11 protein-coding genes are annotated in these 17,578 nt (G+C 62.3%); all 11 read left to right on the top strand.

All coding sequences use genetic code 11. From position 1 onward, the window contains the following. A partial coding sequence (locus tag AC3VI7_RS08470) for an ATP-binding protein (protein ID WP_489671461.1) occupies nt 1-1,482 on the top strand: 1,482 nt, incomplete at its 5' end. Nucleotides 1,483-1,613: 131 nt separating this feature from the next. Then, nucleotides 1,614-3,128, top strand: a complete 1,515-nt coding sequence (locus tag AC3VI7_RS08465) for an ATP-binding protein (RefSeq protein WP_489671460.1) — start codon at nt 1,614-1,616, stop codon at nt 3,126-3,128. An 18-nt stretch (nt 3,129-3,146) separates the two neighbouring features. Continuing rightward, the gene (yghU, locus tag AC3VI7_RS08460) at nt 3,147-4,013 is read left to right on the top strand and encodes a glutathione-dependent disulfide-bond oxidoreductase (RefSeq protein WP_489668576.1); all 867 of its coding nucleotides are present in this window, start codon (nt 3,147-3,149) and stop codon (nt 4,011-4,013) included. 140 nt (nt 4,014-4,153) lie between these two features. Continuing rightward, nucleotides 4,154-5,740 carry an alpha-glucosidase gene (locus AC3VI7_RS08455; protein ID WP_489668577.1) on the top strand — a complete coding sequence of 529 codons (1,587 nt, stop codon included), beginning with the start codon at nt 4,154-4,156 and terminating at the stop codon, nt 5,738-5,740. Continuing rightward, the gene (gene glgB, locus AC3VI7_RS08450; RefSeq protein WP_489668578.1) at nt 5,737-7,977 is read left to right on the top strand and encodes a 1,4-alpha-glucan branching protein GlgB; all 2,241 of its coding nucleotides are present in this window, start codon (nt 5,737-5,739) and stop codon (nt 7,975-7,977) included. Before AC3VI7_RS08455 ends, glgB begins: the two co-directional genes overlap by 4 nt. Then, nucleotides 7,977-10,031, top strand: a complete 2,055-nt coding sequence (gene glgX / locus AC3VI7_RS08445) for a glycogen debranching protein GlgX (RefSeq protein ID WP_489668579.1) — start codon at nt 7,977-7,979, stop codon at nt 10,029-10,031. Before glgB ends, glgX begins: the two co-directional genes overlap by 1 nt. Nucleotides 10,032-10,062: 31 nt before the next feature. Further along, nucleotides 10,063-11,712, top strand: a complete 1,650-nt coding sequence (locus AC3VI7_RS08440; RefSeq protein ID WP_489668634.1) for an alpha-D-glucose phosphate-specific phosphoglucomutase — start codon at nt 10,063-10,065, stop codon at nt 11,710-11,712. Nucleotides 11,713-11,735: 23 nt separating this feature from the next. Continuing rightward, nucleotides 11,736-13,007 (top strand): glucose-1-phosphate adenylyltransferase, encoded by a 1,272-nt coding sequence (gene glgC, locus AC3VI7_RS08435; protein ID WP_489668580.1) that lies wholly within the window; start codon nt 11,736-11,738, stop codon nt 13,005-13,007. 14 nt (nt 13,008-13,021) lie between these two features. Further along, the gene (gene glgA / locus AC3VI7_RS08430; protein WP_489668635.1) at nt 13,022-14,500 is read left to right on the top strand and encodes a glycogen synthase GlgA; all 1,479 of its coding nucleotides are present in this window, start codon (nt 13,022-13,024) and stop codon (nt 14,498-14,500) included. A 36-nt stretch (nt 14,501-14,536) separates the two neighbouring features. Then, nucleotides 14,537-17,029 carry a glycogen/starch/alpha-glucan phosphorylase gene (locus tag AC3VI7_RS08425; protein ID WP_489668636.1) on the top strand — a complete coding sequence of 831 codons (2,493 nt, stop codon included), beginning with the start codon at nt 14,537-14,539 and terminating at the stop codon, nt 17,027-17,029. Between the two features lie 105 nt (nt 17,030-17,134). After that, a complete protein-coding gene (gene gspG, locus AC3VI7_RS08420) occupies nt 17,135-17,578 on the top strand; it encodes a type II secretion system major pseudopilin GspG (protein ID WP_489668637.1) in 444 nt (147 codons plus the stop codon).

The raw sequence follows: 17,578 nt of genomic DNA, 5'->3' as shown, positions 1-17,578 counted from the left end.
GACTTGATCGAATCGGGCAAGTGCTTCTTCCTCAGCCGGCCGCGCCGCTTTGGCAAGAGCCTGCTGGTGGACACGATGAAGGAGCTGTTCGAGGGTAACCGGGCGCTTTTTGCCGGCTTGGCGGCCGAGACGCGCTGGGACTGGCGTCGGCGTCACCCGGTCATTCAGATCAGCTTTTCGGATGGGGTGTTGCAAAGCCGGATGGAGCTGGATCGGCGCATCCACGACATCTTGCGCATCAACCGCGAGCGGCTCGGGCTCGTTCTGTCGCCCGGCGTTGATCCTGCGGATGTGCCGGGCAACTTGCTTGACCTGATCCGTATGGCACATCGGGAGATCGGGCAGCAGGTTGTGGTGCTGATCGACGAATACGACAAGCCGATCCTCGACAACATCACCGACGCCCGCGTGGCTTTGGCGATGCGCGAGGGTCTGAAGAACCTCTACTCGGTGCTGAAAGGTGCCGATGCCCATTTGAAGTTCGTTTTCCTGACGGGCGTGTCGAAGTTCAGCAAGGTCAGCCTCTTTTCTGGCCTGAATCAGCTCACTGACATCACGCTTGATGCTGAATACAGCGCCTTGTGTGGCTACACCGATGCCGATATTGACAGCGTGTTTGCGCCGGAGCTACCGGGGCTGGATCGGGAGCGCATCCGGGCTTGGTACAACGGCTACAACTGGCTGGGCGAGTCGGTCTACAACCCGTTCGACGTGCTGCTGCTGTTTCGCAAACGGCGCTTTCAAGCCTATTGGTTCGAGACAGGTACACCCACCTTCTTGGTCAAGCTGCTGACCGAGCATCGCCAGTTCACACCTGATCTGGGACGGATCGTCGCCAGCGAGGATGTGCTTTCGACTTTTGACGTGGATGCGATCCTGCCCGAAGCGCTGCTGTTCCAAGCGGGCTACTTGACGATCGCTTCGTTTGAAGAGCTGCCGAACCAGTACGAGCTGACGCTCAAATACCCCAACCACGAGGTGCAAGCCAGTCTGAACGGCAGCCTGCTGCGCAGCTACGCGGGCGACCCCAGCGAACCGGGCCGGCACACGGGCCGACTCTGGCGCCTACTTAAGGCGGGCGATGTGGCTGGCATGCAAGCGCTGTTCCACGCCTTCTTTGCCAGCATCCCGCATGACTGGTACCGCAACAGTCCCATCGCTCAGTTCGAGGGCTACTACGCCAGCATCTTCTACAGCCACTTTGCTGCGCTGGGTTTGGACATCGTCGTTGAGGACACCACCAACCACGGCCGCATCGACATGACCGTGTTGGCCTGCGGCGCGGTCTGGCTGTTTGAGTTCAAGGTGGTCGAACTGGTGCCGCAGGGCCGGGCGTTGCAGCAGCTCAAGGACAAGGGCTACGCCGACAAATACCAAGCCCGAGGCGAGCCGATCCACCTGATCGGCGTCGAGTTCAGCAAAGCAGAGCGCAACATCGTCAGGTTCGAGGTGCAGACCTTGCCTGCCGCTGCAGCGGGCTGATCCGGCGTTGCGGCCGGGCGGGCTCGCTACACTCGGGCCTCATGAGCTCCGCCAGCCCCGTTCTGCCCCGCCGCAAGCTGCCGATTGGCCTGCAAAGCCTTGCCAAGCTGCGCGGCGAGGGCTGCTATTACGTGGATAAGAGTGGTTTGGCGATCGACCTGATCGAGGCGGGCTCGTACTTCTTCCTCAGCCGGCCGCGCCGCTTCGGCAAGAGTCTGCTGGTCGATACCTTCCAGGAGCTGTTCGAGGCCAACCGGGCGCTGTTCACCGGGCTGGCGGCCGAATCGCGCTGGGACTGGTCGCAGCGCCATCCGGTCATCCGCATCAGCTTCGGCGGTGGCGGGCTGACGAGCGCCGAGCGGCTGGAGCAGCGCATCTTCGAGATCTTGGACGACAACGAGCGCCGTCTGGGCGTTGTCTGCCGGCACCAGAGCGTGGGCGGTCGGTTTGCCGAGCTGATCGAGCGCGCGCACGCGCAGCACGGTGCGCCGGTGGTGGTGCTGATCGACGAGTACGACAAGCCGATCCTCGACAGCATTGAGGACCGCGCCCTCGCCACCGTGATGCGCGAGGGCCTCAAGGCGCTGTACGGCATGCTCAAGGAGGCCGATGCGCATCTGAAGTTCGTGTTCCTGACGGGGGTGACCAAGTTCAGCAAGGTCAGCCTGTTTTCCGGGCTGAACCAACTGGTCGATCTCACGCTTGATCCGCAGTACAGCGCGCTGTGCGGCTATACCGACCACGATGTGGACACGGTGTTCGCGCCCGAGCTGCCCGGGCTGGACCGCGACGAGATCCGCCGCTGGTACAACGGCTACAACTGGCGCGGCGAGTCGGTCTACAACCCGTTCGACCTGCTGCTGCTGTTTCGCAACCGGCAGTTCCGGCCCTACTGGTTCGAGACCGGCACGCCCACCTTCCTGGTCAAGCTGCTGACCGAGCGGCAGGTACACACGCCGACCATCGGCCAGACGGTGGCGACCGAGTCGCTGCTCTCGACCTTCGACGTGGACACCATCTCGACCGAGGCGCTGATGTTCCAGGCCGGCTATCTGAGCATCGCCAGCGTCTGGGCCATCCCCGGCCGGCTGGAGCTGACGCTCAAGTACCCGAACCAGGAAGTGCAGGCCAGCCTGAACGACAGCCTACTCAAGAGCTTTGTCGGTGACGCCGCCGTGCCCGGGGCGCAGATCAGCCGGCTTTGGCGCGTGCTGCACGCCGGTGACGTGGCGGGCTTGCGCGAGCTGTTCCACGCCTTCTTTGCCAGCATCCCGCATGACTGGTACCGCAACTCACCCATCGCCCGGTTCGAGGGCTACTACGCCAGCGTGTTCTACAGCCACTTCGCCGCGCTCGGCCTCGACATCCGCGTCGAGGACGTCACCAGCCAAGGCCGCATCGACATGACCGTGCTGTTCGCCGGCGCGGTCTGGCTGTTCGAGTTCAAGGTGGTCGAACTGGTGCCGCAGGGCCGGGCGTTGCAGCAGCTCAAGGACAAGGGGTATGCCGACAAATACCAAGCCCGAGGCGAGCCGATCCACCTGATCGGCGTCGAGTTCAGCAAAGCAGAGCGCAACATCGTCAGGTTTGAGGTGGAGACGTTGCGGCCCTGGTTGCTGCCCGCCTCACCCCTCATGGTCTTGTAACGGCTAAAGTCCATCCCCATGACAAATACATCGACCTACACCCCCCCACACATCTGGACGTGGAACAAGGAAAACGGTGGGGCTTTTGCCAGCATCAATCGCCCTGTGGCCGGGCCGACGCATGACAAGGCCTTGCCGGTGGGGCGTCATCCGTTGCAGCTTTATTCCTTGGCCACGCCCAACGGCGTGAAAGTCACTGTGATGCTGGAAGAGCTGCTGGCGGCAGGGCACACAGGGGCTGAGTACGACGCTTGGCTGATTCGCATCAATCAGGGTGAACAGTTCAGCAGCGGCTTCGTGGCGGCCAACCCCAATTCAAAAATTCCGGCGCTGGTGGATCACAGCGGGCCAGAGCCAATTCGGGTGTTTGAGTCAGGGGCGATCTTGATGCATTTGGCCGAAAAGTTCGGAGCCTTTTTGCCCACCGAGCCGAGCCAACGGGCTGAATGCTTGGCTTGGCTGTTTTGGCAGATGGGTAGCGGACCGTTCATCGGCGGTGGTTTCGGTCACTTCTATGCCTATGCACCCACCAAAATCGAATACGCCATCGACCGCTACGCGATGGAAACCAAGCGCCAACTTGATGTGCTCGATCAACGCTTGGCCGAGAACACCTACGTGGCCGGCGAGGACTACACGATTGCCGACATGGCGATCTGGCCTTGGTATGGCCTGCTGGTGCAAGGCCAGCTGTACAACGCGGGTGAATTTTTGCAAGTGCAGACCTACCCCAACGTGCAACGCTGGGCCGAGCTGATTGCGGCGCGCCCGGCCGTGCAGCGTGGTCGCATGGTCAATCGCACTTGGGGTGAGGCGTCGAGCCAACTGCACGAGCGCCACGACGCCAGCGATTTCGACACCCGCACCCAAGACAAAATCGGCTGACTTCGCCGACTCACCGCCGACGCTGAACGCCTGTTGGGCGAAAGGTGCTGCACAAAGCGCTGGGTTTCATCCGGGTTACATGGCAAGATGCCCGCCGTCAGTTCAATGACAGTTCAGCGATCAATCGACGACGGCGGCTCATGCAATCCAACAGTGAAACAGGGTCTTGGTGGCGCGGGGCGGTGATTTATCAGATCTATCCGCGCAGTTTCCAAGACAGCCATGGCGATGGCATCGGCGATTTGCCCGGCATCACGCGACGGCTTGAGTACGTGGCGCGGCTGGGGGTGGATGCGATCTGGATTTCGCCCTTTTTCAAGTCGCCGATGAAGGATTTCGGCTACGACGTGGCCGACTACCGCGATGTCGATCCGATCTTTGGCACCTTGGCCGACTTTGACGCGCTCTTGGCGCGCGCCCATCAGCTCGGGCTCAAGGTGATGATCGATCAGGTGCTCTCGCACACCTCAGACCAGCACGCTTGGTTTCAAGAAAGCCGCTTGAGCCACGACAACCCCAAGAGTGATTGGTACGTCTGGGCCGAAGCCAAACCCGATGGCACCCCACCCAACAACTGGTTGAGCGTGTTTGGCGGCTCAGCGTGGCAGTGGGACTCGCGCCGCCGCCAGTACTACTTGCACAGCTTTCTCACCAGCCAGCCTGATCTGAATTTCCATTGCCCAGCGGTGCAGGACGCTTTGCTGGGCGAAGTGCGCTTTTGGTGCGAGAAGGGTGTGAACGGTTTCCGCTTCGACGCCTGTAACCACCAAGTTCACGACGCGCTGCTGCGCGACAACCCGCCTGCCTTGGCCGACGATGGGCCGGTGAGCACCGTGCGCGCTGACAACCCCTACGCGATGCAGCGGCATCTGTTTGACAAGAGCCAGCCCGAGAACCTGCGCTTTTTGGAGCGTTTGCGCCCGCTGCTCGATGAGTTTGGCGCGGCCAGCATCGGTGAAGTGGGCGACGAGAACGCGCCGCCGTTGATGGCGCTCTACACCGAAGCGGGCAAACGCCTGCACATGGCCTACAGCTTTGCGTTGCTCACGGCCAATGGCGCGGCCGAGCACATCCGCCGCGAGGTCGAGCGGCTGGAGCTTGAGATCGGGCGCACCGGCGGTTGGGGCTGCTGGGCGCTGTCGAACCATGACGTGCCGCGCATCGCCAGCCGCTGGGCACCGGCCAAGGCTGAAACCTTGCTGGCCTTGCTGTTGAGCTTGCGCGGCAGCATCTGCCTTTATCAAGGCGAGGAGCTGGGTCTGCCGGAAGCCGAGGTGCCGTTCGAAGCGTTGCAAGACCCCTATGGCAAAGCCTTCTGGCCCGAGTTCAAGGGCCGCGATGGTTGCCGCACGCCCATGCCTTGGCAGCGTGACGCCGTGCAAGGCGGTTTCTCCAGCGCCGAGCCGTGGCTGCCGATGTCGCCCGCGCACTTGCCTTTGGCGGTCGATGTGCAAGAGGCCGATCCGGATTCCACCCTGCACGCCACCCGCGCCTTGCTGGCTTGGCGACGCCAGCATCCAGCTTTGCGTGGGGGTGAGATGCGTTTCCTGCCTGCGCCGGACGGGGTGCTGCACTTCGAGCGCTCGACAACGGCCGAGCGACTAGCGCTTGCTTTCAACCTCAGCGATGAGGCCGTGAGCATCGAGCCTTTTGGGCTCATCCCGGCCTGGGCTTGGCGGGTCACAAGTACCCCTGAAATCACTGAAACCCCTGAAAGCACCTTATGAGCATTGAGCAGCGCATCGAGATTGAGCAACAGCGCCTAGATCAGCTCATGCGCGCCGAAGAGGGCGATCCCTTTGGCGTCCTGGGTCGGCACAAGGACGTCGCCAGCGGCCACAGCGTTGTGCGCGCTCTGTTGCCTCAAGCGGTGGCGGTGGCGGTGGTCAGCCCCAGCGGCCAGTGGTTGGGCGATCTACATCGTCAAGGCCACAGTGCTTTGTTTGTCGGTGCCGTGCCGGCTTTGGGGGCGGATCAGGATTACCGCCTGCGCGTCAATTGGGGCTATCACGTCGAAGATCACGATGACCCCTATCGTTTTGATCCCTTGATCGCTGATCTGGATGTCTGGCTGCTGGCTGAAGGCACGCATCACCGGCCTTACGAATGGCTGGGCGCGCATCCACAAATGCATCAAGGCGTGCCCGGAACGCGCTTTGCCGTCTGGGCCCCTTCGGCCAAGCGGGTCTCGGTGGTCGGCAGCTTCAACCAATGGGATGCCCGCCGGCACCCGATGCGCCTGCGCCATGAGTGCGGCGTGTGGGAGCTGTTTGTGCCGCAGGTGGGTGAGGGCGATGTCTACAAGTTCGACATCCTTGGCGTGGATGGGGTGGCGAGGGTCAAAGCCGACCCCTTTGCTTTTCGCGCTGAGATGCGGCCGCAAACTGCCTCGGTGGTGCAGCGCTTGCTGCCCGGCGTGGCGATCAGTGCAGAACGCCGCCAAGCCAATGCGCTCGACGCGCCTATCAGCATCTATGAAGTCCACCTGGGTTCATGGCGCAGGTCGGCCGATGGGCGCTGGCTGAGCTACGCCGAGCTGGCTGAGCAGTTGATTCCCTACGCGGTATGGATGGGCTTTACGCACCTTGAATTGCTGCCGGTGCATGAGCATCCCTTCGACGGTTCTTGGGGCTATCAGCCGGTGGGGCTGTACGCGCCGACCTCGCGCTTTGGTCGGCCCGAAGATCTACGCGCTTTTATCGAAAAAGCCCACGAGGCGGGCTTGGGCGTGCTGATCGACTGGGTGCCCGCGCATTTCCCGAGCGACGCGCACGGCTTGGCCAACTTCGACGGCACGGCGCTTTATGAGCATGCCGACCCGAAAGAAGGCTTCCATCAGGACTGGAACACGCTGATCTATAACTTTGGCCGCACGGAGGTGCGCAACTTCCTAGCCGCCAATGGCTTGTACTGGATTGAGCGCTTTGGTATTGATGGCCTGCGTGTGGATGCCGTGGCTTCGATGCTGTACCGCGACTACAGCCGCAAACACGGCGAATGGATTCCCAACCGCCACGGCGGGCGCGAGAACTTGGAAGCCATCGACTTTCTGCGCCGCATGAACCATCTTGTTGGCACCGAGCGGCCCGAGGCGATCACGCTGGCTGAGGAGTCAACCTCCTTCCCGCTGGTGAGCCGCCCGCCCAGCCCGGACTTGAACAGCGGCGGTTTGGGCTTCCACTTCAAGTGGAACATGGGCTGGATGAACGACAGCCTGAGCTACATGGCGCTCGACCCGATCTACCGCAAGCATCACCACGACCGGCTGCGTTTTTCGCTGATGTACGCCTTCAGCGAAAACTTTGTGCTGCCGATCTCGCACGACGAAGTGGTGCATGGCAAACGCTCACTGATCGGCAAGATGCCGGGCGATGCGTGGCAGCGCTTTGCCAACTTGCGCGCCTTCTACGGCTACATGTGGGGCCACCCCGGCAAGAAGTTGCTCTTCATGGGCTGCGAGTTCGCCCAAGAGCGCGAGTGGAATGCCGACACCAGTCTCGACTGGGGCCATCAGGATCAACCGGCGCATGCAGGTGTGCAGCGCTTGGTGCGCGATCTGAATCATGTGCTGCGCCATTACGGCGCGCTGCACGAACAAGACGTGAATGCAGCCGGCTTTGCTTGGCTGAGCCACGAAGACGCTGATCACTCGCTGTTGGCTTTTGAGCGCCGTGCGCGTGACGGCTCAGCCGTGCTCGTCATCTGCAACTTCACGCCCGTGCCGCATCAGCACTGGCAGTTGGGCGTGCCGCAAAGCGGTTTATGGCGCGAGTGCCTCAACACCGATGCCAGCATCTACGGTGGCACCGGCTTGCACAACCCGCCCATGCACAGCTACCCCGAAGCGCATCAGGGCCACCCGCATTCGATCTGGATGACCGTGCCACCCTTGGCCACCGTGATGTTGGTGCGTGAGGCGGATGTCGAAATGAACCCCAGCACTGAGATGGGGCCGCTCCTTTGATGCAAGCTGGCGCACCTTGGCCGTTGGGGGCCACCCCGGATGCCACCGGCTTGAACATGGCGGTTTGGGCTCCGGATGCGACCCGGCTTTGGCTGTGCTTGTTCGACGAGCAAGGCCAAACCGAGACCCGGCGGATCGCCTTGCCCGCATGTACCAACGGGGTCTGGCATGGTTACCTGCGCCGCGAAGAAGGCGGCGTCGTGGGCTTGGTCTACGGGCTGCGGGCCGAAGGGCCTTGGGCCCCTGAGCACGGCCATCGCTTCAACCCGGCCAAGGTGCTGTTCGATCCTTGGGGCCGTGAGGCCGTGGGCAGCTACAGCCGGCCCAACGTGGCCGAGCTGGACATGTTCCGAGGCGATGACCCACGCGATAACGCGGCGGTGGCGGTCAAGGCAAGGGTGTTGGAGCCAGGCTCAGGGCGAACGGATGCGGTGAAACCTGCCTCTGCGGCCCATCGAGTCATCGCCGAAGTCCATGTGCGCAGCGCCAGCCGCTTGCACCCGGAGGTGCCCACCGAGCTGCAAGGCACCTATGCCGGCTTGAGTCATCCGGCGCTGATTCGCCATTGGCAGGAACTGGGTATCACCACCCTCAGCGTGTTGCCGATTCAGTTGCGCGCTGATGAAGAGCGCCTGCAACGCTTGGGGCTGTCGAACCATTGGGGTTATTCGACCTTGGGTTATTTCGCGCCCGAGCCGCGTTACTGGAGCGGCCGCGCAGGCACCAGCCCGACGCAGGAGTGCCGCGCCATGGTGGACGAGCTGCACCGCGCCGGGCTGGAAGTGATTCTGGATGTGGTGGGCAACCACAGCGCTGAGAGCGACGAAACAGGGCCAACCTTGAGCTGGCGTGGCCTGAGTAATGCGCGCAGCTACCGACTCGATGCCCGAGACCACTCGCGCTATGTCAATTGGGCCGGTTGCGGCAACGTCTTCGACTTCAGCCAACCACGTGTCGTTGAGCACTTCATTGCCTCGCTGCGCTATTGGGTGGAGGAAATCGGCGTGGATGGTTTCCGCTTCGACTTGGCCCCGATCTTGGCGCGTGACCGGCATGGGCACTTTGAAGCGGGTTCCGCCTTTTTTGCCGCCCTGCAAGCTGATCCCGTGCTGGCCCGAGTGCTCTGGATCGCCGAACCGTGGGATCCCGCCCATGGGGGCTATCAGCTTGGGCGCTTCCCACCGGGTTGGCTGGAGTGGAACGACCGTTTTCGCGACACCGCGCGTTGCTTTTGGTTGGGCGCGGGGGGAAATCGAGGGGCCTTTGTCCACCGTTTTGCAGGGTCAAGCGTCAAGTTCAATCATGCTGGCCGCGCGCCCAGCGCCAGCGTCAACTTCATCACCGCCCACGACGGTTTCACGCTGCGCGATCTGCTCAGCTTTGAAGAGCGCCACAACGAGGCCAACGGCGAGCACAACCGCGACGGCCACGGCCATAACCTCAGTTGGCACTGCGGGGTGGAAGGCCCGAGCACGGATCCCTCGGTGTTGGCTTTGCGTTTGAGACTTTCGCGTGCGCTCTTGGCCACGCTGCTGTTGGCCCAAGGCACCCCCATGCTGCTGATGGGCGACGAGCTGGGGCACAGCCAGCAGGGCAACAACAACGCCTATTGCCAAGACAACCCATTGAGCTGGCTGGACTGGGCCCAAGCCGAAGCAGCAACAGGTTCAGGAGCTGATCTGCGGGCCACGGTCGCTCGGCTTTTGACGCTGCGTCGTCAAACGCCTGCTTTGCAGCTTGATCGCTGGCTGGCTCACGCCGATGTGAGCTGGCTGGAGCCAAGCGGAGCACCCATCAGCGGCAATGCTTGGGGCGACGATCACGCCCGGTCCTTGGCGGTGTGGCTGCATCCGCCAGGGCTGCAAGCGGTGCTGATCTTGATCAATGCTGCCGACCGAGCTTGCTGGTTCCATCTACCCGATGTGGAGCGCGAGGGCGCAAAGGCGTGGCAGTGGGTTTTTGCCAGCGACCAGCCCGGGGGGGCCGTGGCCAGCGACACCCCCCAGCGCCCCATGCTTTGCCCGGCACGGTCCGTGCTGGTGGCCATCCAATGACCCATGACGACCAAGAGGAGACCCCATGCATGTGACTGTTCAAGTTCAAGCAACTACACCCTTTGCGGGCCAGCGCCCGGGCACCTCGGGCCTGCGCAAGAAAGTAGGCGTCTTTGCCCAGAGCGGCTATCTGGAGAACTTTGTCCAAGCCTTGTTCGACGTGCTGCCTGACGTACAAGCACCGCTCCAAGGCCAGACCTTGGTGTTGGGCGGCGATGGCCGTTTCTACAACCGGGTGGCGGTGCAAACCATTTTGCGCATGGCCGCTGCCAACGGGGTGGCCCGGGTGTTGGTGGGCCAGGACGGCTTGCTCTCAACGCCAGCGGCCAGCGCGGTGATCCGCAAGCGCGGGGCCTTGGGCGGCATCATTTTGTCGGCCAGCCACAACCCCGGCGGGCCCGATGGCGACTTCGGCATCAAATACAACATCGCCAACGGTGGCCCGGCACCCGAGAAAGTGACCGAAGCCATCTTTGCCCGCACCCAAACGATCCAGAGCTACAAGATCATGTCCGGCACGCCGGAGGTTGATCTATCCCGCCTTGGCGAAAGCTGGCTGGGTGAGATGGTGGTGCAGGTCATCGACCCGGTGGATGACCATGCTGAGCTGATGCAGCAGCTGTTCGACTTTGAAGCCATGCGTGCGTGGTTCAAGGCCGGTCACCGCATGCGTTACGACGCCATGGGTGCCGTGGGCGGGCCCTATGCCCACCGCGTGCTCGAAGGCCTGCTGGGTGCGCCCGCAGGCACGGTGGTCAACGGTGAGCCGCTCGAAGACTTTGGCGGCCATCATCCGGATCCCAATCCGGTGCATGCCGCCGAACTGATGGCGGCCATGAGCGGTGCAGATGCCCCCGACTTTGGGGCCGCTTCGGACGGGGACGCTGATCGCAACATGATCCTTGGGCGTGATTTCGTCGTCACCCCGTCCGACAGCTTGGCGATCTTGGCGGCCAACGCCACCTTGGTGCCCGGCTACCGCGCGGGTTTGGCGGGCATTGCGCGCTCGATGCCGACCTCCCAAGCCGCCGATGTGGTGGCCAAAGCGCTGGGCATTCCCGCTTTTGAAACCCCCACGGGCTGGAAGTTTTTCGGCAATTTGCTCGACGCCGGTCAGGCCACGCTCTGCGGTGAGGAAAGCTACGGCACCAGTTCGAACCATGTGCGCGAAAAAGACGGCCTCTGGGCGGTGCTTTTCTGGCTCAACTTGCAAGCCGTGACCGGCAAATCGGTCGAGGATTTGGTGCGGGCGCACTGGGCGCGCTTTGGCCGACACGTCTATTCGCGTCACGACTGGGAAGGTGTGGCGGTGGCCAAGGCCGATCAACTTATGGCCGAGTTGCGCGCCAAGTTGCCCAGCTTGACGGGGCAGACCTTGGCCCCGGGCTTGACGGTGCGCGTGGCCGATGACTTTGCCTACACCGATCCCATCGACGGCTCGGTTTCAACCCAGCAGGGCGTGCGTTTGCTGTTCGAGAGCGGCGCGCGGCTGGTGTTCCGGCTGTCGGGCACCGGCACCGAAGGCGCGACCTTGCGGGTGTACTTGGAGCGGTTTGAACCCGATCCGAGTTGCCACGATAGGCCGGTGCAAACCGCGCTGGCTGATTTGATTGCGTTGGCCGATACTTTGGCCGCCATTCGCCATCACACCGGGTTGACGGGCCCGACGGTGGTGACCTGAGAGAGAGAAAGAGGAGACCTATCATGACAAACCAAACCAGTAGCCTGTCCACGTTGACATTGACCAAGCGCACCATGGCGCTGGTCTTGGCGGGGGGGCGCGGCTCGCGCCTGAAGGATCTGACCGACCGGCGCGCCAAGCCAGCGGTGCATTTCGGGGGCAAGTTCCGCATCATCGACTTCGCACTGTCGAACTGCCTCAACTCCGGTATGCGCCGCATTGGCGTGATCACGCAGTACAAGTCGCATTCGCTCTTGCGCCACATGCAGCGCGGTTGGAGCTTCCTGCGCAACGAAATGAACGAGTTCGTCGATTTGTTGCCCGCGCAGCAACGCCTGGATGAAGACAGCTGGTACCGGGGCACGGCCGACGCGATCTATCAAAACCTCGACATCATCCGCAGCGCGATCCCGCCCGAATACATCGTGATCTTGGCCGGTGATCACATCTACAAGATGGATTACTCGCTCATGCTGGCCGATCACGTGGCGCACAAGCGGGGCGTGACCGTGGGTTGTATTGAGGTGCCGCGTGCCGAAGCCTCGGGTTTTGGCGTCATGGCCATTGATGAGCAGCGCAACATCAGTGAATTTGTCGAAAAGCCGGCCGATCCGCCCGCCATGCCCGGCAACCCCGAGGTCTCGCTGGCCAGCATGGGCATCTACATCTTCACGGCCGAGTACCTCTACCGCCTGCTCGAAGAAGATGCGCATGACGAAAAGTCCAGCCACGACTTTGGCAAGGACTTGATCCCCAAGGCTGTGGGTGAAGGCCAAGCGCTGGCGCACCCGTTTTCGATGTCAGCCATCGCCAATCCGCCGTACTCGCGCGCTTACTGGCGTGACGTTGGCACGGTCGATGCTTACTGGGCGGCTAACCTCGACTTGGCCTCGGTGACCCCCGAGCTCAACATGTACGACCGCGACTGGCCGATCTGGACCTATCAAGAGCAATTACCCCCCGCTAAATTTGTCCATGACGAAGCGGGTCGGGTGGGTACGGCGCTCAACAGCTTGGTGTCGGGGGGCTGCATCGTCTCGGGCGCTTCGGTGCGTCATTCGGTGCTGTTTTCCAACGTGCTGGTGCGCTCCTATGCCGATATCGAAGACACGGTGGTGTTGCCGGACGTGCAGATCAATCGTCATTGCCGCGTGCGCAAGGCCGTGATCGACCGGGGTTGCAAGTTGCCCGAAGGCTTGGTGATCGGCGAAGACCCGGTGCTGGACGCCCAGCGTTTCCACCGCAGTGAAAACGGTGTGGTGTTGGTGACCAGCCGGATGCTGGAAGCTTTGTGAGCGAAAGGGCTGCGATGCGTGTCTTGCAAGTCTGTGCCGAGATCTTCCCGTTGCTCAAAACGGGTGGTTTGGCCGATGTCGCGGGTGCTTTGCCTGCGGCGCTGCGTGAGCAGGGCGTGGAAGTACGGGTGTTGTTGCCCGGTTTCGATGCCATCTTGGCCGACCTGACCGATGTCGCCGAGGTGGCTCAATTGGCGGCACCGCCCAACTTGCTGGGCCGCGTTTCGGCGCGACTGCTCTACGGGCGGCTGGCCTCTTGTGAGGGGGTTAGCGCTTACGTGATTGATGCGCCCAACTTCTATCACCGTAACGGCGGGCCTTATGCCGATGCGTCTCAGCGACCTTGGGGCGACAACCACCGCCGCTTTGGCCTGCTGGGCTGGGTGGCGGCCCAACTGGCCCAAGGTCTTGATGGCTATTGGGGCCCCGATGTGGTGCATGCCCACGATTGGCACGCCGGTTTGGTGCCTGCTTATCTGCGTGCAGCAGAACGAGCCTTGGGGCGGCGCTTGGCCGCCTCGGTCTATACCGTGCATAACTTGGCCTACCAAGGCTTGTTTGCCGCTGGGCAGTTCAACGATCTCGATTTGCCCGATGACTTCTATGGCGTACACGGTCTTGAGTTTCACGGCCGGTTGAGCTTTATGAAGGCGGGGCTGTACTTTGCGGATCAAATCACCACCGTGAGTCCGAGCTATGCGCGCGAGATCCAAGGTGGTGAGCAGGGTTGCGGGCTGGATGGTTTGCTGCGTGACCGGCGCGACCAGTTGCACGGCATCCTCAATGGTGTTGATCCCGCCGTCTGGCATCCCGGCCACGACCCTGAGCTGCCGGCGCGCTTCAGCCAAGGCCGCCTGAGCGGCAAAGCCCGCTGCAAGGCCGAACTGCAAGCCCAGCTTGGCTTGACGGTGGATGCCAACGCGCCCTTGGCCTGCGTGGTCAGCCGACTCACCAGCCAAAAAGGGCTGCATCTAATCACCCAAGTGTTACCGACTTGGCTGGAGCGGGGCGGGCAGTTTGCCTTGCTGGGCAGTGGGGACGCCGATCTGGAAGCTGCTTTCAAGTATCAAGCGCAGAACCACCCGCAAGCCGTGGCGCTGCGTATTGGCTATGACGAAGCCTTTGCCCACCGACTCATCGGTGGCAGCGACCTCATTTGGGTGCCTTCACACTACGAGCCTTGTGGCTTGACTCAGCTTTACGGCTTGGCTTACGGCACGCTGCCCGTGGTGCGGCGCGTCGGGGGCCTGGCCGATACCGTGAGCGATACGCGTCTCGAAACCCTCGACAGCGACGCCACGGGCTTTGTGTTTGATGATTTCCATCCTGCGGCTTTGGCTGCGGCGCTGAACAAGGCTTGGGCTTTGTGGAGCCGCCGCAGCGACTGGCGGCGCGTGCAGCGCCGGGCCATGCAACAAGACCACACCTGGGACGGTGCGGCCAAGCGGTACATCTCGGTGTATCGCTGGGCGGCCAGTCACACCCCTTTTTGAATCAAGGACGTTTTGTCCAAGGACTTTCCCATGACCATGGATCTAACCCAGTTCGAGCACCAATACGACCACCTCACGCACGATGTGGCCGATGTCAAACGTGCTATCTCCAACAAGCTCATGTACACCGTGGGCAAGGATCCTGTCTCGGCCCGGCCTGAGGATTGGCTGCACGCGGTGTCCTACGCCGTGCGCGACCACCTTGTCGAACGTTGGATGAAGACCACCCGGGCGCAGTACGCCCAAGATGTCAAACGGGTTTACTACCTCTCGGCTGAATTCTTGATCGGCCGGACCTTCACCAACGCCATGCTGGCCCTGGACATGATGCCGGTGGTGCGTCAAGCCTTGGCGGAGCTGGATGTCGATCTGGATCTGATCACCGAGCTGGAGCCCGACGCGGCGCTGGGCAACGGCGGTTTGGGCCGCTTGGCGGCTTGTTTCCTCGATTCGATGGCCACGGTGGGCGTGCCGGGCTTCGGTTATGGCATCCGCTACGACTACGGCATGTTCCGTCAGCGCATCATTGACGGCCGTCAGATGGAGTCGCCCGATTACTGGCTGACGCACGGCAACCCGTGGGAGTTCCAACGCCCCGAGATCACTTACACGGTGCGTTTTGGCGGTCATCTGGAGCCCATCGGTCATGGCTCAGACAGCAGCCGCGTGCGCTGGGTGGGCACCGATGATGTCTTGGCGATGGCCTACGACACCATCATTCCGGGCTACGGCACGGAGGCAACCAACACGCTGCGACTCTGGTCGGCCAAGGCCACCGAGGAAATCAACCTCAACGCCTTCAACCGGGGCAACTACTTCGGTGCTGTTGAGGGCAAGAACCATTCAGAAAACGTCTCGCGCGTTTTGTACCCCGATGACTCCACCCCCTCGGGGCGGGAGCTGCGCTTGCGTCAGGAGTACTTCTTCTGCTCGGCCAGCTTGCAAGACATCGTGCATCGCTATTTGCGTACCCACACCGGCTTCGATGCCTTGCCCGACAAGGCCAGCATCCATCTGAACGACACGCACCCGGTGCTGGCCATTCCTGAGCTGATGCGCATCTTGGTCGATGAGCATCAAGTCGAATGGACCAAGGCCTGGTCGCTGTGCAAACGCATCTTCAGCTACACCAACCACACCTTGATGCATGAGGCGTTGGAGACTTGGCCGATTGAGATTTTTGGTCGGGTGCTGCCGCGCCATTTGCGCATCATTTTTGACATCAACGCGGTGTTCCTCACGGAGATCACGCCCCAAGTGGGTGGCGATGCCGATCTGTTGCGTCGGGTCTCGCTGATCGACGAGCGGGGCGAGCGGCGTGTGCGCATGGCCTATCTGGCGGTGGTGGCGAGCCACTCGATCAACGGCGTCTCGGCGCTGCATTCCGATTTGATGCAGCAGTCGATCTTTGCCGACTTTGCGCACCTGTGGCCGGAACGCTTCAACAACAAGACCAACGGCGTGACACCGCGCCGCTGGCTGGCGCAAGCCAATCCGGGCCTGGCCAACTTGATCGACCAGCGCATCGGGCGCGGCTGGCGGCGTCAGCTCGATCAGCTCGAAGGCCTGCGTCATGCCATGGAGCTGCCGGGCTTCTTGGGTGCCGTGCGCCGGGTCAAGCGGCAGAACAAGGAACGCTTGGCGCGCTACGTGCAGCAACAGCTTGGCGTGACCATCAAGCCTGAGGCCTTGTTCGATGTGCAGGTCAAGCGCATCCACGAGTACAAGCGCCAGTTGCTTAACGTGTTGCATGTCATCACGCGCTATCAGCGCATCCTTGACAACCCGGACGCGCAGTGGGTGCCGCGCGTGGTGGTCTTCGCCGGCAAGGCCGCGTCGGCCTATCACACCGCCAAGCTGATCATCAAGCTGATCAACGACGTGGCGCGGGTCATCAACAACGATGAGCGCATCGGTGATCGCCTCAAGGTGGTGTTCATTCCGAACTACAGCGTGAGCTTGGCCGAGATCATCATCCCGGCAGCCGATTTGTCGGAGCAGATCTCGACGGCGGGCACCGAGGCTTCAGGCACCGGCAACATGAAGTTCGCCCTGAACGGCGCACTCACCATCGGCACACTCGACGGGGCCAACGTCGAAATCTTGGAAAACGTTGGGGCGGACAACATCTTCATCTTCGGCAACACCACGCCGCAGGTGGCTGAGATCCGCGCCCACGGTTACCAGCCGCGTCAGATCTATGACGCCAATCCGGCCTTGGCCCAAGCCCTTGATGCCCTGCGCGACGGCGTGTTCAGCCCGGACGAGCCAGGTCGCTTCCAGCAGATCTTCGACACCTTGGTGAACTGGGGTGATCACTATTTGCTCTTGGCCGACTACGCCAGTTATGTCGAAACCCAGACCAAGGTCGATGCGCTGTACCGCAACAGCGACGAATGGACCCGCCGCACGGTGCTCAACATCGCTGCGATGGGGCCGTTCTCCTCGGACCGGACGATTGCGCAGTACGCCGATGAAATCTGGAAAAGTCGTCCGGTTGTGCTCGATTTCGGTCCCGAAGGGATTTGAGACGGCGGGTAACACGCCGAGTTGTACGGGGGTGGGCATTAAACTCGCGGCTCTTTCCAGACCTGCCGAGGATGTTTCATGCCACTGCCCCCGCTCCTCTTGCCCATGTCACCGCGCGACCAAGCCGTCATGCTGAGCAAGCCTCGGCGTGTACGGGGTTTCACCCTGCTTGAGTTGTTGGTGGTGATGGTGATCATTGGCTTGTTGGCCGGGATCGTGGCCCCGCAGTACTTCAATCAACTCGGCAAGAGCAACGCCAAGGTGGCCAAGGCCCAGATCGAATCCTTCGGTCAGGCCTTGGATCAGTACCGGCTCGATATGGGTCAATACCCCACCACCGAGCAAGGTCTGGGCTCTCTGCGCCAAGCGCCGCCCAACACGGCGCGCTGGCAAGGTCCGTACCTCAAGCGGGAGATCCCGAACGACCCATGGCAGCGGCCTTATCAGTACCGTGCCCCAGGTCAGCATGGCGATTACGACTTGCTGAGCTTGGGCTTGGACGGTCAGCCCGGCGGGGATGGCGAAGCCGCTGACGTGACGTCTTGGTAA

It is taken from the genome of Leptothrix toolikensis (SeqCode), from assembly GCF_057922285.1.
Note: the sequence above shows the minus strand (reverse complement) of the source record. Positions and strands in the feature narration are given on the sequence as shown.